The organism is Geomonas paludis (assembly GCF_014193585.1).
GTDB classification, from domain to species: domain Bacteria; phylum Desulfobacterota; class Desulfuromonadia; order Geobacterales; family Geobacteraceae; genus Geomonas; species Geomonas paludis.
Genome location: NZ_BLXY01000002.1, coordinates 631,924 through 651,082, shown reverse-complemented (window position 1 = coordinate 651,082; position 19,159 = coordinate 631,924). Strand labels below are relative to the sequence as shown.

At 65.1% G+C, this 19,159-nt stretch carries 18 protein-coding genes; 17 read left to right on the top strand and 1 reads right to left on the bottom strand.

Annotation, left to right across the window (positions count from 1 at the left end; genetic code table 11):
- Nucleotides 1-110 precede the first annotated feature (110 nt).
- The 17 genes from H7687_RS08380 to H7687_RS08300 all read left to right on the top strand — a co-directional run bounded on the left by H7687_RS08380 (nucleotide 111) and on the right by H7687_RS08300 (nucleotide 18,834).
- On the top strand, nucleotides 111-1,232 hold the full coding sequence (locus tag H7687_RS08380) for an NAD-dependent epimerase/dehydratase family protein (RefSeq protein WP_183346601.1): 1,122 nt from the start codon (nucleotides 111-113) through the stop codon (nucleotides 1,230-1,232).
- A complete protein-coding gene (locus H7687_RS08375; protein ID WP_183346600.1) occupies nucleotides 1,229-3,292 on the top strand; it encodes an NAD-dependent epimerase/dehydratase family protein in 2,064 nt (687 codons plus the stop codon). Before H7687_RS08380 ends, H7687_RS08375 begins: the two co-directional genes overlap by 4 nt.
- Nucleotides 3,292-4,263, top strand: coding sequence for an MDR/zinc-dependent alcohol dehydrogenase-like family protein (locus H7687_RS08370; protein ID WP_183346599.1), 972 nt, complete (start codon nucleotides 3,292-3,294; stop codon nucleotides 4,261-4,263). Before H7687_RS08375 ends, H7687_RS08370 begins: the two co-directional genes overlap by 1 nt.
- A 13-nt stretch (nucleotides 4,264-4,276) precedes the next feature.
- On the top strand, nucleotides 4,277-5,278 hold the full coding sequence (locus tag H7687_RS08365; RefSeq protein ID WP_183346598.1) for a Gfo/Idh/MocA family protein: 1,002 nt from the start codon (nucleotides 4,277-4,279) through the stop codon (nucleotides 5,276-5,278).
- A 214-nt stretch (nucleotides 5,279-5,492) separates the two neighbouring features.
- Nucleotides 5,493-6,635, top strand: coding sequence for a glycosyltransferase family 4 protein (locus H7687_RS08360; protein ID WP_198424620.1), 1,143 nt, complete (start codon nucleotides 5,493-5,495; stop codon nucleotides 6,633-6,635).
- A 202-nt stretch (nucleotides 6,636-6,837) separates the two neighbouring features.
- A complete protein-coding gene (locus H7687_RS08355; RefSeq protein WP_183346597.1) occupies nucleotides 6,838-7,932 on the top strand; it encodes a CgeB family protein in 1,095 nt (364 codons plus the stop codon).
- A 167-nt stretch (nucleotides 7,933-8,099) separates the two neighbouring features.
- The gene (locus H7687_RS08350; protein ID WP_183346596.1) at nucleotides 8,100-9,209 is read left to right on the top strand and encodes a CgeB family protein; all 1,110 of its coding nucleotides are present in this window, start codon (nucleotides 8,100-8,102) and stop codon (nucleotides 9,207-9,209) included.
- The gene (locus tag H7687_RS08345; RefSeq protein WP_183346595.1) at nucleotides 9,206-10,261 is read left to right on the top strand and encodes a CgeB family protein; all 1,056 of its coding nucleotides are present in this window, start codon (nucleotides 9,206-9,208) and stop codon (nucleotides 10,259-10,261) included. The genes H7687_RS08350 and H7687_RS08345 overlap by 4 nt, the downstream gene beginning before the upstream one ends.
- A 14-nt stretch (nucleotides 10,262-10,275) precedes the next feature.
- Nucleotides 10,276-11,055, top strand: coding sequence for a TIGR04290 family methyltransferase (locus H7687_RS08340; RefSeq protein WP_183346594.1), 780 nt, complete (start codon nucleotides 10,276-10,278; stop codon nucleotides 11,053-11,055).
- 157 nt (nucleotides 11,056-11,212) lie between these two features.
- Nucleotides 11,213-12,025 carry a TOBE domain-containing protein gene (locus H7687_RS08335; protein ID WP_183346593.1) on the top strand — a complete coding sequence of 271 codons (813 nt, stop codon included), beginning with the start codon at nucleotides 11,213-11,215 and terminating at the stop codon, nucleotides 12,023-12,025.
- A 230-nt stretch (nucleotides 12,026-12,255) separates the two neighbouring features.
- Nucleotides 12,256-13,122 (top strand): ABC transporter substrate-binding protein, encoded by an 867-nt coding sequence (locus tag H7687_RS08330; RefSeq protein ID WP_183346592.1) that lies wholly within the window; start codon nucleotides 12,256-12,258, stop codon nucleotides 13,120-13,122.
- 320 nt (nucleotides 13,123-13,442) lie between these two features.
- Nucleotides 13,443-14,141, top strand: coding sequence for an ABC transporter permease (locus tag H7687_RS08325; protein WP_183346591.1), 699 nt, complete (start codon nucleotides 13,443-13,445; stop codon nucleotides 14,139-14,141).
- Entirely contained in the window at nucleotides 14,138-15,238 is a 1,101-nt protein-coding gene (locus H7687_RS08320) for an ABC transporter ATP-binding protein (RefSeq protein WP_183346590.1), read from the top strand. Before H7687_RS08325 ends, H7687_RS08320 begins: the two co-directional genes overlap by 4 nt.
- Before the next feature lie 76 nt (nucleotides 15,239-15,314).
- Nucleotides 15,315-15,650: a DUF2845 domain-containing protein gene (locus tag H7687_RS08315; RefSeq protein ID WP_183346589.1), complete on the top strand. Its 336-nt coding sequence runs from the start codon at nucleotides 15,315-15,317 to the stop codon at nucleotides 15,648-15,650.
- A gap of 286 nt (nucleotides 15,651-15,936) precedes the next feature.
- Nucleotides 15,937-16,500, top strand: coding sequence for a manganese efflux pump MntP (locus H7687_RS08310; RefSeq protein ID WP_183346588.1), 564 nt, complete (start codon nucleotides 15,937-15,939; stop codon nucleotides 16,498-16,500).
- Nucleotides 16,501-16,660: 160 nt separating this feature from the next.
- Entirely contained in the window at nucleotides 16,661-18,361 is a 1,701-nt protein-coding gene (locus H7687_RS08305) for a hybrid sensor histidine kinase/response regulator (RefSeq protein WP_183346587.1), read from the top strand.
- Between the two features lie 32 nt (nucleotides 18,362-18,393).
- A complete protein-coding gene (locus tag H7687_RS08300; protein ID WP_183346586.1) occupies nucleotides 18,394-18,834 on the top strand; it encodes an EamA family transporter in 441 nt (146 codons plus the stop codon).
- A gap of 7 nt (nucleotides 18,835-18,841) precedes the next feature.
- Here H7687_RS08300 and H7687_RS08295 read toward each other — a convergent pair whose 3' ends face one another.
- Nucleotides 18,842-19,117 (bottom strand): DUF2917 domain-containing protein, encoded by a 276-nt coding sequence (locus tag H7687_RS08295; protein ID WP_183346585.1) that lies wholly within the window; start codon nucleotides 19,115-19,117, stop codon nucleotides 18,842-18,844.
- Nucleotides 19,118-19,159: the final 42 nt, after the last annotated feature.

The window sequence follows — 19,159 nt, the reverse complement described above, 5'->3', positions numbered from 1 at the left end:
GACAGAAAATCCGTCACTGCTAGTATTGGGTTTTGCTAATTTGAATCAATTAACTTGATGTTAATTAGACCACCGCTACCGCAGATATCTCACCCCTCAGGGAGGATCCTATGTCAGGGAGCGTTCTAATCACGGGGGGGGCCGGTTTCATCGGTTCCCACCTGGCCGACGAACTGCTGCGTCACGGCTACCGGGTGCGGGTGCTGGACAGCCTGGTGCCGCAGGTCCACGGCCCCGACGCGGGGCGCCCCGCCTACCTGGACCCCGAGGTCGAACTGATCAAGGGGGACGTGCGGGACCAGGCTGCGGTGCAGAAGGCGCTCGCCGGCACCGAGGCGGTGTTCCACCTGGCTGCCATGGTGGGGGTCGGCCAGAGCATGTACGAGATCGAGCGCTACACCTCGGTGAACAACTGCGGCACCGCGGTGCTGCTCGAGGCGATGGCGCAGACCCGGGGGGAGCGCAAGCTGATTGTCGCGTCCAGCATGAGTATCTACGGGGAGGGGCGCTACCGGGACCAAAGCGGCGCCTACTACGACAACGTCACGAGGGAGATCGGGCAGTTGCAGCGGGGTGACTGGGAGCCGCTGCTCGAGGAGCGCGAGCCGCTGATTCCGGTGCCGACGCCGGAAGAGAAGGCGCCGTCGCTCGCCTCGGTCTATGCACTCTCCAAGTACGATCAGGAGCGCATGGCGCTCATCGTGGGGGGATGCTACCGGATTCCCGTGATCGCGCTGCGCTTTTTCAACGTCTACGGCACCAGGCAGGCGCTTTCCAACCCTTACACCGGGGTCCTGGCCATCTTCGCCTCCCGGCTCATGAACGGCAACCCGCCGCGCATCTTCGAGGACGGCCGGCAGCAGCGTGACTTCGTCAGCGTGCACGACGTGGTCACCGCCTGCCGCCTGGCCCTGGAGGTGGACCAGCAGAAGCAGCAGCTGTTCAACATAGGGAGCGGCGCCAACATCTCGGTGCTGCAGGTGTTGGAGCGCTTCTGCCAGGTGCTCAACGTGGATTCCATCGAACCCGAGATCACCGGCAGCTACCGTGCCGGCGACATCCGCCACTGCTTCGCCGACATCACCAGCGCCCGCGAGGTGCTGGGGTACGCGCCCCGGGTCAAATTCGAGGAGGGGCTCAGGGAGTTGGCGGGGTGGCTGGAAGGGGAGGTGGCCATAGACCGGGTCGCCCAGGCGCACGCCGAGCTGGCCCAGCGGGGATTGACACTATGAGCCGGCCGGGTGTCGAAGCGCTGCCGGAGAAATTCGGCCTGGTGGAGTGGTTCCGTCCCGGCGAACGGGAGCGGGTGGAGCGGGTGCTTGCCGACATGAAGCGGCTGGGGGCGAGGAGGCTGCGCACCGGCATCTCCTGGGCCGACTGGTACACCAGCGAGGGGAGAGAGTGGTACGACTGGCTGGTGCCGCGCCTCTCCGGCGAGGTGGAGTTCCTTCCTTGCGTGCTGTACACACCCCCCTCCATCGGCCTCGAGTCCAAGACTTCCTCGCCCCCCAAGAGGGCCCTCGACTACGCGGACTTCATCGATCTCTTCATCACCGCCTTCGGCGAGCACTTCGAGTACGTGGAACTGTGGAACGAGCCCAACAACCTGAGCGAGTGGGACTGGACCCTGGACCCCCATTGGACCGGGTTCGGCGAGATGATCGGGGCTGCGGCCTACTGGGCCAGGCAGCGGGGCAAGAAGACCGTCTTGGGCGGGATGAGCCCCATCGACGGGCACTGGCTGTGCCGCATGTTCGACCTCGGTGTCATGGAGCACATCGACGTGGTGGGGATCCACGGCTTCCCCGACATCTTCGACTACACCTGGAAGGGGTGGGCGCGCAACATCGCCATGGTGCGCGAGATCCTGGACCAGCACGACTCCCCCTGCGAGGTCTGGGTCACCGAGGCCGGCTTCTCCACCTGGCAGCACGACGAGTTCAAGCAGGCGCGGGTCTTTTTGGAGTTCCTGGAGGCCCCGGCGCAGCGGCTGTACTGGTACGGCGCCGACGACCTGGATCCGGGCCTGGCGGCGGTGGACCGCTTCCACCTGGACGAGCGTGAATACTATTTCGGCTTCCGCAAGGCGGACGGCACACCGAAGCTGCTCTACCGCCTGCTCGAGGAGGGGAAGGTGACGGCCCTGAAGAAGGTCGAACAAGTGGCGGCGGCGCCGGCGCGGGTCGGCGCAGCTGGGGGCAAGGCGATCCTGGTCACTGGCGGGGCCGGTTTCATCGGCACCAACCTGGTGCACCACCTGGCCCGCGAGGGGCAGCGGGTCATCGTCTACGACAACCTGTCCCGCCCCGGGGTCGAGGAGAACCTCATCTGGCTCAAGGAGAACTGCGGCGACCGCCTCGAGGTGAGGATCGCGGACACCAGAAACCACCTGGCGCTGCACGACGCCATCGCCCAGTGCTCCCACGTGTACCACTTCGCCGCCCAGGTCGCGGTCACCACCAGCATCGACAACCCGGCCGCGGACTTCGCCATCAACGGCCAGGGGACCTTCGCGCTCCTGGAGGCGATCCGCACCGCCAAGGAACGCCCGTCGCTCCTGTTCACCTCGACCAACAAGGTCTACGGCGGCATCGAAGGGTGCCGCATCCGCAAGAACGGCACCCGCTACCAGCCGCTGGACCCGGAGCTCAGGCGCTACGGCTTCGGCGAGGGGACCCCGCTCGATTTCCTGAGCCCCTACGGCTGCTCCAAGGGGTGCGCCGACCAGTACGTGCTCGATTACGCCCGCAGCTTCGGCATCAATGCCGCCGTGTTCCGCATGAGCTGCATCTACGGGCCGCACCAGTACGGTACCGAGGACCAGGGGTGGGTGGCGCACTTCGCCATCCGGACCCTGAAGGGGGAGCCCATCACCCTCTACGGCGACGGTTACCAGGTGCGCGACCTCCTCTTCGTCGAGGACCTGGTGGACGCCATGTGCCGCGCCGGCGCCATGATGCCGCAGTTGGCCGGCCAGGCCTTCAACATCGGCGGTGGCCCGGAGCGCGCCGCGAGCCTCTTGGAACTGTTGGAACTGCTGCGCGACCTGCACGGCTCGCTGCCGCAGGTAAGCTTCGACGACTGGCGTACCGGGGACCAGCGCTACTACGTCTCCGACACCCGGAAGTTTGCCCAGGCGACCGGCTGGAGCCCGCGCCACTCGGTGCGCGAGGGGGTGGAGAGCCTCTACCGCTGGCTGTGCCAGTCGCTGGGGACTCCGGGGCGCGGCTCCGAAGCTGCTGACGTCGACAAGAGAAAAAGTTACCCGGCACCGGGTGTGGAGGCCATGTGATGAGCGATATGATGCAGGCGGCGGTGATCACCGGGCCGGGCGAGGCGGCCGTGCAACTGGTGCCCCGTCCGGAACCGCAGGCGGGAGAGGTACTGGTGGCCCTGGAGGGGTGCGGCGTCTGCGCCTCCAACCTCCCCTTGTGGCAGGGACGCAGCTGGTTCAACTACCCGGCGCTGCCGGGCGCCCCCGGGCACGAAGGGTGGGGCAGGGTGCAGGCGCTGGGCGACGGGGTGCAGGGGGTAAAGATCGGCGATAGGGTCACCTTCCTCTCCTACAACGCCTACGCCCAGTACGACATGGTGCGCGACGACGCCTTGGTCAAGATCCCGGCCTCGCTGGACGGGCAGCCGTTCCCGGGTGAGCCGGTCGGCTGCGCCATGAACGTGTTCCGGCGCAGCGCCATTGAGCCGGGGCAGACCGTGGCCCTGATCGGCGCGGGGTTTCTGGGCGCCATCTTCACCGCGCTCGCCACGGCGCGCGGGGCGCACGTGATCGCCATCTCCCGCCGCGGCTTCGCCCTGGAGCTCGCCAAGCGCTGCGGCGCCGAGGAGACCGTGGTCCTGGACGACCACCAGCGGGTCATGGACCGGGTGCGGCAGTTGGCCGGGGAGCGGGGGTGCGACCGGGTGGTGGAAGCCACCGGGCACCAGTGGCCGCTGGACCTCGCCGGAGAACTAGTGCGGGAAGGGGGCAAGATCGTCATCGCCGGCTACCACCAGGACGGGCTGCGCCAGGTCAACGTCCAGCTCTGGAACTGGAAGGGGATCGACGTCATCAACGCCCACGAGCGCGATGCCCGGGTCTACCTCGAGGGGATGCGCGCCGGCATCGCCGCCGTCGAATCGCGCATGTTCCCGCTCAAGGAGCTGATCACCCACAGTTTCAGCCTCGACGAACTCGGGTGCGCCTACCAGGCCCTGGAAGGACGACCCGACGGCTTCCTGAAAGGGATGATCCGCATCGAGCACTAGGAAAGGGGAAGGGATGAAGAGGAAACAGGCATTACCGAGGCTCGGCTTTCTCGGCACCGGCTGGATCGGCCGGCACCGGATGGAGGCCATCGTGAAGAGCGGGGAGGCCGAGGTGGCCGCCATCGCGGACCTTTGCCCGGAGAACGCGCAGGAGGCGGGCAAGCTCGCACCCGGGGCGCCGCTGGTGGAATCGCTGGAAGAGCTCCTGGAACTCGACCTGGACGGCGTGGTGATCGCGACGCCGAGCGCCGGCCACTGCTACCAGGCGCTGCGCGCCCTGGACCGCGGCCTGGCCGTGTTCTGCCAGAAGCCGCTGGGAAGAAACGCGGAAGAGGCGCAGCTCGTGGTGGGGGCGGCGCGGGCGGTGAACCGGCTCCTGGGGGTCGACTTCTCCTACCGCTACACCGACGCCATCCAGAAGATGCACCAACTGGTGACCTCGGGGGAGCTGGGGCAGGTCTACGCCGCCGACCTGGTCTTCCACAACGCCTACGGCCCGGACAAGGACTGGTTCTACGACCCGGAACTTTCCGGGGGCGGCTGCCTCATGGACCTGGGGAGCCACCTGATCGACCTGGCCCTGTGGTTCTTCAACTACCCCGAGGTGCGCAGCGTCTCCAGCTCGATTTTTGCCGGTGGCGAGCGGTTAAAAGTCGGCTCCGGCAAGGTCGAGGACTACGCCGTGGTCTCCCTGGTGCTGGAGGACGGCCACGCGGTGCGCCTTGCCTGCTCTTGGAACGTCTCCGCGGGGCGGGACGCGGTCATCGAATCGAGCTTCTACGGCACCCACGGCGGCGTCAGCTTCAAGAACGTGCAGGGCTCCTTCTACGACTTCGTGGCCGAACGCTTTCGCGGCACCGCTTCTGAAACCATCGCCGCTCCTCCGGACGAGTGGGGGGGGAGGTGCGCCGTGGCGTGGGCGCGCCAGCTGAGATTAGGAGGCAACGGTTTCGATCCTCAGGCGGAGCAACTGGTCCGGGTGGCCGAGGTGCTCGACGCCGCCTACGGTAGATGATCAAGGTAAGTCGGTAAGCAAATAAGCCAATACAGCGATAAGTCGATACGTCGCGCCAGGCGGCGCTTCAGCAAGCCCCCCCGGCTGAGCCGGGCAGGGGGCAGGGCTGTCGCTTCGCCTGAAGCGGCCTCTGCATCTCATGAGATGGCGACGGTTTAGTGCCTAATTTTTCAGGCGATTTTTCAACAGTGCTGCCGCAGGGGACTTTTTATTCATGAATAAAGCCGCGCCCACAACAGCCGGAGACCATCACGCCCCTCCCAGCGCGCCGGGGCTGATACTGATGACCGCCGACCCCATCGGCGGAGTCTGGAACTACGTGCTGGAACTCAGCCGCGGGCTAGCCTCCCACGGGGTGCGCATCGCGCTCGCCACCATGGGGCGCCCCCTCTCGCCGGGGCAGCGCCGGGAGGTGGCCGACGAGGCCAACGTCACCCTGTTCGAGAGCGGGTACCGGCTGGAGTGGATGGACGACCCCTGGGCCGACGTGGAAAAGAGCGGCGAGTGGCTGCTGGCGCTGGAGGCGGAACTGAAGCCCGACCTGGTGCACCTGAACGGCTACGTCCACGCCGCGCTTCCCTGGCGCAGTCCGTGCCTGGTGGTGGCCCACTCCTGCGTCCTGTCCTGGTGGGAGGCGGTGCGCGGCGAAAAGGCGCCGCAGCGGCTCGACGACTACCGGGTGCGGGTGTCCCGGGGGCTGGCCGCGGCGGACCTGGTGGCGGCCCCTTCCTCGGCCATGCTCGACTGCATCAGGAGGCTCTACCTGCCGCTGCCCGACGCGCAGGTGGTCTACAACGCCCGCGGTCGCACCCGGTTTCGTCCCGGCATGAAGGAGGACTTCATCCTGTCGGTGGGGCGGGTCTGGGACGAGGCCAAGAACATCTGCGCCCTGGTGCGCAACGCCTACGATCTTCCCTGGCCCGTGTACGTGGCGGGGGAGATCAACCAGCCCGGCGGCGGAGCCGCCAACGTCGACGGCGTCAACCGGCTCGGCTTCCTGGCGCCGGAATCGCTGGCCCCGTGGTACGCCGCTGCCGCCATCTACGTCCTCCCGGCGCGCTACGAGCCCTTCGGCCTCACCGTTCTGGAGGCGGCCCAGTCCGGCTGCGCGCTGGTGCTCGGGGACATCCCCAGCCTGCGCGAGCTTTGGGACGGTGCGGCACTGTTCGTGGACCCGGAGTCGGCCATGGACCTGCAAAAGCAGTTGCGGGCGCTTTGCGCCGACCGCAACCGGCAGGCGAGCCTCCGTGAGAAAGCGCTGGAGCGCAGCCGCAGCTTCTCCGCCGCCAAGATGACCGATGGTTACCTGGCCCTGTACAGCCGGCTACGCGGGGTAGCTGATCTCAGCCGGCAATGACGGAAATCCCCCTCCCTGGCCCTCCCCCTCCGGGGGCGGGGACGTAGCTAGCCTCTACTCCGCCGGGGACGCAGCCAGCCTCTCTCCGCCAGGGACGAAGCCAGCCTCTACTCCACCGGGGGCGGGGGCGTAGCATCAACTCCTCCCCCCGGAGGGGGGAGGTTGGGAGGGGGGTAGGCGTGAAATGGAGGCAGACCCAACGATGCGCATCGTGATGTTTTACCACTCCATCCTTTCCGACTGGAACCACGGCAATGCCCACTTTCTGCGGGGCATCGTCACCGAACTGGGGCAGCTCGGGCACCAGGTGACGGTCTACGAGCCGGATAACGGCTGGAGCTACAGCAACATGCTGCGCGACAGCGGCGACGCGGCGTTGCGCGGCTTCGAGCGCGCCTACCCCGGGCTGACCGGCACACGCTACCGGTTGGAAAGCCTGGACCTGGACCGGGCCCTGTCCGGGGCCGACCTGGTCATCGTCCACGAGTGGAGCGACCACGAACTGGTCCGGCGCCTGGGGGAACACCGTAAAAGCGGCGGCAGCTACCGGCTCTTGTTCCACGACACCCACCACAGGAGCGTCACCGACGAGCAGGCCATGGCCGCCTACGACCTCTCCGGCTTCGACGGCGTGCTCGCCTACGGCGCCCAGATCAGGGAGATCTATTTGGCGCGGGGGTGGGCCAAGCGGGTCTGGCTGTGGCATGAGGCGGCGGACGTACGTGTCTTCCAGCCGCTGCAGTCGCCGGACAAGGTGGGAGACGTGGTCTGGATCGGCAACTGGGGCGACGACGAACGCACCGAAGAGATCCGCGAGTTCTTCGTCGAGCCGGTGCGCAGGCTGCACCTGAAAGGGGTGGTGTACGGCGTGCGCTATCCCAAAGAGGCGCTGCAGCTTCTGGCCGAGGCCGGCATCGGCTACGGCGGCTGGCTCCCCAACTTCGAGGTGCCCCGGGTGTTCAGCCGCTTCCGGCTCACGGTCCACATCCCGCGCCGCCCTTACGTGGAGGCCCTTCCCGGCATTCCAACCATCCGCCCCTTCGAGGCCCTGGCCTGCGGCATCCCGCTGGTCTCGGCCCCCTGGGTCGACAGCGACCGGCTCTTCACCGGTGGCGTCGACCTCCTCTACGCCCGGGACGGGCGCGAGATGGAGCGGCAGATGCAGAGCCTGCTGCACGACCCGGCGCTGGCGCAGAGCCTTGCTGAACACGGCAGGGAGACCATCCTGAACCGGCACACCTGCCGGCACCGCGTAGAGGAGCTGCTCGGCATCTGTCGTCAACTCGGCATTGGGTGAAAATCGAAAAGCAGTTACGCAAAGATGCGAAGTATCCGCTAAGAAAAGAAAGAAAACTGGGGGGAACAATAAAAGCCTCCTTCGCGTCTTTTGCGCCTGCTTCGCGTGACTTTGCGTAACTGCTTTTTGAATTCCTGGTTTTTAACTTCTTTCTAGAAAGGATCACCATGGCCGCTCCTCTTTCCATCTCCTTCTTCGCCTCGAGCCTGGTCTCCGCCTACTGGAACGGCGCGGCCACCTACTACCGCGGCATGGTGCGGGCGCTCTCCCGCCTGGGACACCGCATCACCTTCTACGAGCCCGACGCCTACGAGCGGCAGGCGCACCGGGACATCGACGACCCGGAGTGGGCCGCCGTGGTGGTCTACCCGGCCACCGAGCAGGGGGTGTTGCGCTCCCTGGAAGCGGCCCGGGGCTCGGACCTGGTCATCAAGGCCAGCGGCGTTGGCGTCTTCGACGAACTGCTGGAACGCGAGGTGCTGCGCCTGAAGCGGCCGGGGACCCAGGTGATCTTCTGGGACGTCGACGCACCGGCGACCCTGGAGCGGATCGCCAGCAACGCCCGCGACCCGTTCCGTAGCCTGGTCCCGCAGTACGACCTGGTGCTCACCTACGGCGGCGGCGACCCCATCGTGCACGCCTACCGCGGCTTCGGCGCCCGCAATTGCATCCCCATCTACAACGCGCTCGACCCCGATACCCATTTCCCGGTTCCGCCCGATCCGCGGCTCAAGGCGGACCTTTCCTTCCTGGGCAACCGCCTGCCGGACCGCGAGCGCCGGGTCGACGAGTTCTTCCTCTCCGTGGCGGGCAAGCTGCCCCACCGCAGTTTCCTGCTGGCCGGCAGCGGCTGGGAGGACAAGGGACGCGCCGACAACGTGCACTACCTGGGGCACCTGGGAACCGGCGACCATAACGCCTTCAACTGCAGCGCCATGGCCATTCTCAACGTGAGCCGCGACGGCATGGCGCGCAACGGCTTTTCCCCGGCCACCCGCGTCTTCGAGGCCGCCGGCGCCGGCGCCTGCATGATCACCGACCACTGGGAGGGCATCGAGTACTTTTTCGAACCGGAGCGGGAGATCTGTGTGGCGCGCAACGGCGACGAGGTGGCGCAGATCCTGGAGCGGCTCTCCCCCTCCATCGCGGCGGCCATGGGGGTGCGGGCGCTGGCCCGGGTGCGGGCGCACCACACCTACGCGCACCGGGCCCGGCAGTTCCAGGAGATCTTTGCCGCCGGGCCCATCCGCCGGGCTTACATCGGAGGTGCGCCATGAAAATCGTCGTCTTCGGCCTGTCCATCACCTCCTCCTGGGGCAACGGCCATGCCACCACCTACCGGGGGTTGTTGCGGGAAATGGACCGGCGCGGTCACGAGATCCTGTTCCTGGAGCGGGACGCCACCTGGTACGAGGCGCACCGCGACCTCCCCGAGCCCCCATTTTGCAACACGCTGATCTACAAGTCGCTGGACGAGCTCTTCGCGGAGTACGGCCCCGAGATCTGCGACGCCGACTGCGTCATCGTCGGCTCCTACGTCTACCAGGGGATCGAAGTGGGCAAGTGGGTCAGTAAGCACGCCAAGGGGATCAAGGCCTTCTACGATATCGACACCCCGGTGACCCTGGCCGCCCTGGACCGGGGCGAGTGCCAGTACCTGAGCGAAGACCTCATCCCCTGTTACGACCTTTACCTCTCCTTCACCGGCGGTCCGACCCTGGACCACATCGAGCGCCACTACGGCTCGCGGGCGGCGCGCCCCCTGTACTGCTCGGTCGATCCCCTGGTGCACTACCCGATGCAGATCACACCGCGCTGGGACCTGGGCTACCTGGGGACCTACAGCCGCGACCGCCAGCCCGGCCTGGATCTGCTGCTGTGCCAGCCGGCCGCCTCCTGGGAAAAGGGGCGCTTCGTCGTCGCAGGCGCGCAATACCCTTCGGAACTCAAGTGGTCCAAGAACACGCACCGCATCGAGCACCTGCCGCCGGAGTGCCACAGCGAGTTCTACAGCTCGCAGCGCTTCACCCTGAACCTGACCAGAAAACAGATGCAGGTGGCAGGCTATTCCCCCAGCGTGCGCCTCTTCGAGGCCGCGGCCTGCGCCGTCCCCATCGTGAGCGACCACTGGCCGGGACTGGAGCAGTTCTTCGTGCCGGGCAAGGAGATCCTGCTCGCCTCCGGCAGCCAGGAGATGCTGCGCATCCTGCAGCGTTTCCCCGACGACGAGCGCCGCGCCATCGGCGAACGCGCCCGCGCCCGCGTCATGCAGTCCCACTCGGCCGCCTGCCGCGCCGAAGAACTCGAGGAATACCTGACCGCGCTGTGAAGGAGAAACAACGCATGACGCACGCCAAAGCAAGGACCCTGGAAGACGACATCAGGGAACTGTCCCCCTGGTTCCACAACCTGCACCTCCCCGACGGAACCGAGACCGCCCCGGATCATTTCCTTGGGGACTTCCCAAGTTTCAAGTGGCGCGAGATCTCCGACAGCATTCCCGAGGATCTGACCGGGTGGAGCGCACTCGACATCGGCTGCAACGCGGGCTTTTACTCCTTCGAACTGGCGCGCCGAGGCGCCCGGGTGCTCGGCATAGACTGCGACAACCACTACCTCGACCAGGCCAACTGGGCGGCGGCGCAGTACGGCCTGCAGAGCCTGGTGGAGTTCCGGCAGATGCAGGTCTACGACCTGGCGCGCATAAAGGGGAAGTTCGACCTGGTGCTCTTCATGGGGGTGTTCTACCACCTGCGCTACCCGCTGCTGGCGCTCGATATCGTGGCGCAGAAGACGGCGGGGATGATGCTGTTCCAGACCATCACCATGCCCGGCCGCGAGATCGCCGGACAGCACGACTTCTGGATCAACGAACGCGACGCGCTGCACGACGAGGGATGGCCCAAGATGGCCTTCATTGAGGAGCGCTTCGCCGGGGATCCGACCAACTGGTGGATCGCCAACCACGCCGGGGTCGAGGCCATGCTCCGCTCCGCCGGGTTGAAGATCGCCGGGCACCCCGGAGACGAGATCTACCTCTGCCACCCCGACCCGGAGCATCCTTCCTGCATGACTACCTGGAACCGCCCGGAATACCTCTCAGCCACCAACGCCGGCGAATGAGCCGGCAATGCCAATGGCATAGTCCTCTCAGTCATCCAACCGCCTGTTATGCCGACTGAAAAAGGTATACGCAACGCGCGCAACTTTTTCTGTTTACGTTATGTCGTTTGTGATATAACGGTTCAATCACAGTCTCAATTCTTGAACGAGGTGTGCCTTGAGTCGTAGCGTCAAACGCGGCATAGAGCTCGAAGGGGCTCTGTGGTTTCACAAGGATGAGCAGAAGTTCCTGGGGCTGGACCGGATCGCGCTGCTGGGTAAGATCGACGAGTTGGGTTCCATCACCAAGGCCGCCAAGGCCGTCGGTATCAGCTACAAGAACGCCTGGGACCTAGTCAACATGATCAACAACCTGGCGGAAAAGCCGCTCGTGGAGCGGGTGACCGGCGGCAGGGGGGGCGGGGGGACGACCCTCACCACCTACGGCAAGGAAGTGGTCAAGCAGTACGGCGTACTCCAGGAAGAGCACCGCAGGTTCCTGGAGAACCTGGAGGGGCGGCTGGGCGACAGCGCCAGCCTCTACCAGCTTTTACGGAGGATATCCATGAAAGTAAGTGCCCGTAACGTTCTGTCCGGAACCATCACCAAGATAACGAAAGGCGCGGTGAATGCGGAGGTGACCCTGGCGCTCACCGGCGGCGCGCCGCTGGTCGCCGTCATCACCAATGGCGCCGTGGAGAACCTCGCCCTCAAGGAGGGAAGCTCGGCCTACGCCATCATCAAGGCCAGTTCGGTCATGGTCGGCACCGACCTGCACGACGCGAAAATCAGCGCCCGCAACGTCATGTGCGGCACCGTGGCCAAGATCGTGGAAGGACCCGTGTCCACCGAGGTCGACGTCGAGGTTGGGGGCGGCAACACCATCAGTGCCGTCATCACCCACGAAAGCGGGGCCACTCTCGGCCTCAAGGTCGGCGCCCACGCCTGCACCCTGTTCAAGGCCTCCAGCGTCATCCTCGGGGTGAGCTAGTTTTCCCGAATGTCCCCTCTCCCTCCGGGAGAGGGTGGCCGAAGGCCGGGTGAGGGCGATAGCAGCACCTTCCCCCACCCCCTAACCCCCTCCCGCAAGGGGAGGGGGAAGACGGGTAAGGAATCGGAGTAAAAGAGGGGGACCGCCCCGTTTTTTAGGCCACCCGCTGTAGCGAAAACACCATAACGCTCGACAACCATAGCAGGATAAATCAAAGAAGGAGTTTCACAATGAGCCGCTTTTTCAGGATGTTGCCGCTGTTTGTTGCCCTGTTCCTGTTCGCCGCAGTCGCCACGGTTCCCACCGGTTGGGCGGCGCAGCAAAAGAACCTGATCCTGGCCACCACCACCTCGACCCAGGACTCGGGCCTTCTGGACGTGCTGATCCCGATCTTCGAGAAGCAGACCGGGTATTTCGTGAAGACCATCTCGGTCGGCTCCGGCCAGGCCATGAAGATGGGTGAGAAGGGCGAGGCCGACGTGCTGCTGGTGCACTCCCCCGACGCCGAGAAGAAGTTCATGGCCGACGGCTTCGGCGTGAACCGCAAACTGGTGATGCACAACGACTTCATCGTCCTGGGACCGGCCAACGACCCGGCCAAGATCCGCGGCGCCAAGACTGCTGCCGACGCCATTAAGGCCATCGCCAAGGCCAACGCACTGTGGCTCTCCCGTGGTGACAACTCCGGTACCCACGCCAAGGAAAAGGGGCTCTTCAAGGCCGCCGGCATCAACCCCGAAGGGCAGAAGTGGTTCCAGCAGACCGGCCTGGGCATGGGCGAGACCTTGAACGTCGCCGCCGAGAAGAAAGGGTATCTGCTGGCCGACCGCGGCACCTACCTGGCGCTCAACAAGAAAGCGCACCTCGGGCTGGAGATCATGGTCCAGGGCGAGCCGAAGCTCCTCAACATCTACCACGTCATCGAGGTGAACCCGGCCAAGTGGCCCAAGGTGAACAACCCCGGCGCCAGGGCTTTCGCCGACTTCATGGTCTCCAGGAAGACCCAGGACATCATCGCCACCTTCGGCAAGAAGGAGTTCGGCTCGCCGCTCTTCTTCCCGGATGCGGGCAAGAAGCCGGAGTCACTGGGGCTGTAAAGGCAAATCCCCCCTCTCCCCCCTTCGCAAAAGGGGGGGACGTCAGGGCTTGTTCAGCGATCCTTAGCTAGGACTGTGGTGCCCGAGAAGGGACGGCAGAAGGAACGGCAGAAGGGACAGGCTCCGCCAGGTGCCTGTCCCTTTAGCGGAACGCTCCTTTCAGCCCAAGTCAGCTTTTCCAGGCACAAAGGGGACAGGCACCTATCGGAGCCAGTCCCCGTGAAGCACAAAGGGGACAGGCACCTGGCGGAGCCAGTCCCCGTGAAGCACAAAGGGGACAGGCACCTGGCGGAGCCAGTCCCCCTCACGGAGGAAGCTGAATGGACGTAATTCTTGAAGGTCTCACTAAGGCGTTTCAGCTCCTCGCGGCGCTCGACCGCGAGGTGCTGGGCATCGCCTGGCTGTCGCTCAAGGTCTCCGGGCTCGCCACGCTCTTCTCGCTGGTGATCGGTCTTTCCGTGGGAACGCTGGTGGCGCTCACCAGCTTCCCGGGTAAGAAGATCCTGGTCAGCGTGGTGAACACGGGGATGGGGCTGCCGCCGGTGGTGGTGGGCCTCTTCGTCTCCATCATGCTCTGGAGAAACGGCCCGCTGGGTTATTTGGAACTCCTCTACACGCCGACCGCCATCATCATCGCGCAGACGGTGATCGCGACTCCCATCGTCATGGGGGTCACCATTGGCGCCATGCAGAACCTGCCGACGACCCTGAGGCTGCAGATCCTCGCCCTGGGGGCGACCCGGGTGCAGATGGTCTGGATGCTGATCAAGGAGGCGCGGCTGCCGCTCATGGCCGGCGTCATGGCCGGCTTCGGCGGCGTCATCTCCGAGGTGGGCGCCTCCATCATGGTGGGCGGCAACGTCCGGGGCTACACCCGCGTGCTGACCACCGCCACCGTCATGGAAACCGGCCGGGGCAACTTCGACATGGCGATTGCCCTGTCGGTGATACTTCTGCTATTCTGCTTCGCCGTCAACTACATCCTCACCTATATCCAGCAGCGGGAAAGACCCAGATGACCCAGCAACAAAACCTGCTCGACCTGCAAGAGCTGAGGGTCGATCGAGGCGGCGTGACCGTGCTCGACATACCCTCTTTTTCTTTGTCCGAAAACGAATTCGTCTCCCTGATCGGCCCCAACGGCGCCGGCAAGTCCACGCTGCTCCTGTCGCTTCTGGGGCTCATCAACCGCCAGAGCGGCACCGTCTGCTACCGGGGAGGCGCCGTGGCGTCGCAGTCGCAGTGGCTGGAACTGCGCCGCCGCACCGCCATGGTGCTGCAGGACCCGCTCCTTTTCGACAGCACCGTCTTCGACAACGTGGCCAGCGGCCTCAAACTGAGGGGGCTGGGGCGCGCCGAGATCAAGACCCGCGTGGCGACCTACCTGGAGCGCTTCAACCTGACCCACATGGCGCAGCGCTCGGCGCGCAAGCTCTCCGGCGGCGAGGCCCGCCGCGTGAGCCTGGCGCGCGCCTTTGCGGTGGAACCCGAGGTGATCTTCTTCGACGAACCCTTCGCCAACCTCGATCCTCCCACCAGGCAGGCCCTCACCGACGACATGGACCGCATCATCCGGGACCGGGGCATCGCCGCCATCCTGGTCACCCACGACCAGTCCGAGGCGCTCAGGATGTCGCAGCGCATCGTGGTGATGAACCGCGGCAGCATCGTCCAGCAGGGCACCCCCGCGGAGGTGATGAACCACCCGGTCAACGAGTTCGTGGCGAACTTCGTCGGCATGGAAACCATCCTCGAGGGGGAGGTTATCAGCAACAACGAACAGCAGATGGCTGTGATGGTGGCTGGACGGGAAGTGGACACCATCGGTGACGCTGAGCCCGGCGCGCAGGTCTACTGCTGCATCCGACCGGAAAACGTCACCATCAGCGTGAGCCACCCCGACGAGAAAAGCAGCGCGAGGAACCTTTACCCGGGGCGGGTCACGGACGTGGCCTCCATGGGGCCGTTTCTGCGGCTGCAGTTGGATTGCGGCTTTCCGCTCACTTCCTACGTGACCCGTGAATCGTTCGCCAAGCTCGAGTTGTGCGAGGGGAGGGAGGTGTACGCCTCCTTCAAGGCCACCTCGGTCCATCTCATCCGCAGGCGCGCCGCATAAATAGGGCTTTGCAAAACATCGCTTGTGCCTTATATTCCTATCTGTTTTGCCAACAGGAGAACAAGGAGGATAGAGCATGAAAAAAGCCGCTAACCTGATCGCCGCCCTCTCGGCCGTCGCGATGCTGTCCGCCACCGCTTATGCCGACAGCGACACCATGAGGTGCAAAGGTGGCATCGTCTCGGTCGGCGACTCCGCGGGGGAGGTACTCGCCAAGTGCGGCCAGCCCGCTACGACCACCCAGAGTTCCAAGAAGGTGTTGCAGAAGGATCAGGCCGGCCCCACCAGGAGCATCACCAACATCATCGTCGACAACTGGATCTTCAACTTCGGTCGCAACGAGTTCCAGTACCAGCTGGAGCTGCAGGACGGCCGCGTCTCCCGCATCCAGAGCCTCGATTACGGCTACTAACGATTTTGGGGGACTGGCTCCGTCAGGTGCCTGTCCCCTTTAGTCTGTCCCCTTTAGTGATTGAGAACGGTGGCTGAGCCGAAAGGGACGTTCCGCCAGAGGGACTGGCACCTCACGGAGCCAGTCCCTTCTGCTTCAATCCCCCCTTTGTTTAAAGGGGACTCTGCTTAAATTAAATGGGGACAGAAATTAAAAGGGGACAGGCACCTGGCGGAGCCAGTCCCCTCTGGGGTTTTGAAATTAAAAGGGACAGGCACCTGGCGGAGCCAGTCCCCTCTGGAGTTTTATGGATTGGATCAGCATCTTCGGCATCGCCCTGGCCCTGGCCATGGATGCCTTCGCCGTCGCCCTGGCTACCGGCGCGGTATTGAACCCTGTCACCGGACGGCACCTGTTTCGCCTCGGTTTCCACTTCGGCCTGTTCCAGGCGCTCATGCCCATCGCGGGGTGGCTGCTCGGCCTGACGGTCCAGAAGTGGATCACCGCCTATGACCACTGGATCGCCTTCGGTCTTCTGGCCTACGTCGGCGGCAGGATGATCGTCGAGGCCTTCGAGGAGGACGAGGACACAGCGCCTTCCGACCCGACCAAGGGGCTCACCATGGTGATGCTCTCGGTCGCCACCAGCATCGACGCTTTCGCGGTCGGGTTGTCGCTGGCCATGCTCGGGGTGAGCGTGTGGGTCCCGTCGGTGGTCATCGGTCTCGTGGCCGGGGTCTTGACCGTGACCGGGATGCTCCTGGGGCGCCGGCTCGGGGACAACTGGGGCAAACGCGTCGAAGTCTGCGGCGGGGTGGTGCTCTGCCTGATAGGTCTCAAGATCCTCCTGGAGCACACGCTCTTGAAATAAAGATGAACTGTGCCTGCCCTGTATACCCTTTCTGTCTGCCTCAAATCGACAAGAAAGAGATGCGGGGCTTGAACTGTCATAAAAGCTCAGTATATTTTCCCAATCAAAGTATTCGCTCGTCTGACCCCTATGTAAGAGATGTTCTGTAACAGAGGGCCGAGTGACAGATACTCTCCACCCCAGTGAAGAACTGTACCGCTTCATCATCGATACGATCCCCCAGATCGTCTGGACTGCTACGCCCGACGGCGCCCAGGACTTCGCCAACCTGCGCTGGTACGAGTTCAATGGCCTGACTCCCGGCGAGCCCGACCCCGAGCCGTGGCGCAGCATTATCCATCCCGATGACGTCGAAATCACCGCGCAAAAATGGAAACACTCCCTGGAAACCGGGGAGCCGTACAGCTGTCTGCACCGCAACCGGAGGTTCGACGGCCAGTACCGCTGGGTGCTGTCGCGGGCCGTCGCGCAGAAGGACGCCGATGGCCGCATCGTGCGCTGGATCGGCAGCGGCACCGACATCACCGAGCAGAAGGTCGCCGAAGCCGAACTTATCAAGTACCGCGACCACCTGGAGGACCTGGTCCGGGAACGGACCGAGGAACTGGTGGCGGCCAAGGAGCGGGCGGAAGTGGCGACGCGCGCCGTCCTTGAGGCCAACGACCTGCTGGAAATGCGGGTCGAGGCCCGCACCGCGGAACTGCGCAAGACCGAGAAGGATCTGCGCCAGGCGCAGAAGATGGAGGCGATCGGGACGTTGGCCGCCGGTATCGCCCACGACTTCAACAACATCCTCACTTCCATTCTCGGCTTTACCGACATGGTGCTGCACAAGGTGCCCGAGGGGGGCGTGGGGCGGGCGGAAATGCAGCAGGTCTTCACGGCTGCGCTGCGGGCGGCGGACCTGGTGCGGCAGATCCTCAGTTTCAGCAGGCACACCGAGCAGGAAAGAAAGCCGGTGCACCTGACGGCCGTCATCGACGATGCCTTGCGCCTGCTGCGTTCCTCGCTGCCTACGTCGATCGCCATGGTCAAGGAGATCGAGGTTGCCCCCGATGCGGACAAGGTCCTCGCCGATCCCACCCAACTGCACCAGGTGCTGATGAACCTCGGCACCAACGCCGCCCACGCCATGCTCCCTGAAGGTGGCACCCTGACCGTCTCCCTGCAGGCGGTTGCAACCGGCTCCCCCAAACTCGCTCCGTATCCCTTCCTCGACCCCGTCGATCACCTGCATCTGTGCGTGCGCGACACCGGCCGCGGCATGGAAAGCCGCGTGCTGGAGCGGATCTTCGATCCCTATTTCACCACCAAACCGGCCGGGGAGGGGACCGGCCTCGGGCTGGCCGTGGTCCAGGGGATCGTGAAGAATCACGGCGGCGTCATCGCGGTGCACAGCGAACCGGGCGCGGGTGCCTGCTTCGAGGTCTTCCTGCCGGCGGTCTCCCTGGAGATCCAGCGCGAAGAGGAGGTGCCGGAGCAGCTGCTGCAGGGGAGCGAGCGGGTGCTGTTTGTTGACGACGAGGAGTCGCTCACCGTGCTGGGCCAGGGGATCCTGGAAACTCTGGGCTACAGCGTGGTCACTTGCTGCAGCAGCGTGAGCGCGCTCGAACTTTTCCGCGCCGATCCCGCCCGCTTCGACCTGGTCATCACCGACCTCACCATGCCGGGCCTTTCGGGCAAGTCCCTGGCCAAGGAAATCTCGACGCTGCGGCCCGACATTCCCATCATCCTCTGTACCGGGTTCAAAGAGACCGTCGACGAGAGGGACGCCGAGTACGGCATCCGTGCCTGCCTGATGAAGCCGTACACGTCGCGGAGCCTGGGGCGGACCATCCGACAGGTGCTCGATCACAAATAAGTCGCCAGCAAAGAGGCATAAGGAGGCAAGGCATGTGGAACTACGTAACCCAGGCCCTCACCGCGTTGGTGAGCTTCGCTTTCATGGTGCTGTTCATGACCGCCGCAGTGAAGCGGGGCGTCTCGGTGCAGTTTTCCATGCTGGTGCTCTCGCTGGTGCTCACGGTAAGCTTTGCTGTCTGGTCGGCGGGGGACTGGGGGATGTGGCCGGCCTGGAAGTCCGCGGTGCCCCTGCTGGTTGCGGCGGGAGCGTGCAGCGTGCTCGGCAACTGGGCCATGTTCCTGGCCACGGCGTCGAGCGCCAATGCGGGTTACGCGCTGGCCATCATCGGCTGCCAGTCCGCATTGGTGCTGCTGCTTTCCTGGTGGTTCCTGGGGGGAGAGATGCACTGGCTGCGGCTGGTGGGGATTGCCACCTGCATTCTGGGTGTGGTCATCATCAGTTGGCCGGTCGCCCCGGCTGTGAAAGGATAAGCCAGGTTCAGGCGGTGCGGGGGGAGCTGTGGGGCCAGGCCGTAGTGATGTGGACCCCGGCGCGGCGCTCGCGGCAGTTGACCGTCAGGGTGGCGGGGGAGATCGCCTCGATGATCAGCGTCTCGCCGCGCACCACCGCCAGACGCGTTCCCTCGTGCAGGCAGTAATCGCGGGTATCCGAGGAGCGGGTGAGCCAGATCGCCCCGGCGACCAGCGACAGCGATTCGATGGCGTCATCCGCCTGCAGGGTGACGATTTCTCCTTTAGCCAACAGGTAGCGCATAAGAACCTCCTTTCATCTCAAAACGTTAAACGGGAATTCCGG

Coding starts and splice junctions, on each gene's coding strand:
- H7687_RS08300 (WP_183346586.1), top strand. CDS start 18,394: ATGTGGAACTACGTAACCCAGGCCCTCACCGCGTTGGTGAGCTTCGCT.
- H7687_RS08315 (WP_183346589.1), top strand. CDS start 15,315: ATGAAAAAAGCCGCTAACCTGATCGCCGCCCTCTCGGCCGTCGCGATG.
- H7687_RS08370 (WP_183346599.1), top strand. CDS start 3,292: ATGAGCGATATGATGCAGGCGGCGGTGATCACCGGGCCGGGCGAGGCG.
- H7687_RS08380 (WP_183346601.1), top strand. CDS start 111: ATGTCAGGGAGCGTTCTAATCACGGGGGGGGCCGGTTTCATCGGTTCC.
- H7687_RS08345 (WP_183346595.1), top strand. CDS start 9,206: ATGAAAATCGTCGTCTTCGGCCTGTCCATCACCTCCTCCTGGGGCAAC.
- H7687_RS08365 (WP_183346598.1), top strand. CDS start 4,277: ATGAAGAGGAAACAGGCATTACCGAGGCTCGGCTTTCTCGGCACCGGC.
- H7687_RS08325 (WP_183346591.1), top strand. CDS start 13,443: ATGGACGTAATTCTTGAAGGTCTCACTAAGGCGTTTCAGCTCCTCGCG.
- H7687_RS08355 (WP_183346597.1), top strand. CDS start 6,838: ATGCGCATCGTGATGTTTTACCACTCCATCCTTTCCGACTGGAACCAC.
- H7687_RS08320 (WP_183346590.1), top strand. CDS start 14,138: ATGACCCAGCAACAAAACCTGCTCGACCTGCAAGAGCTGAGGGTCGAT.
- H7687_RS08310 (WP_183346588.1), top strand. CDS start 15,937: ATGGATTGGATCAGCATCTTCGGCATCGCCCTGGCCCTGGCCATGGAT.
- H7687_RS08295 (WP_183346585.1), bottom strand. CDS start 19,117: ATGCGCTACCTGTTGGCTAAAGGAGAAATCGTCACCCTGCAGGCGGAT.
- H7687_RS08350 (WP_183346596.1), top strand. CDS start 8,100: ATGGCCGCTCCTCTTTCCATCTCCTTCTTCGCCTCGAGCCTGGTCTCC.
- H7687_RS08375 (WP_183346600.1), top strand. CDS start 1,229: ATGAGCCGGCCGGGTGTCGAAGCGCTGCCGGAGAAATTCGGCCTGGTG.
- H7687_RS08340 (WP_183346594.1), top strand. CDS start 10,276: ATGACGCACGCCAAAGCAAGGACCCTGGAAGACGACATCAGGGAACTG.
- H7687_RS08330 (WP_183346592.1), top strand. CDS start 12,256: ATGAGCCGCTTTTTCAGGATGTTGCCGCTGTTTGTTGCCCTGTTCCTG.
- H7687_RS08360 (WP_198424620.1), top strand. CDS start 5,493: ATGAATAAAGCCGCGCCCACAACAGCCGGAGACCATCACGCCCCTCCC.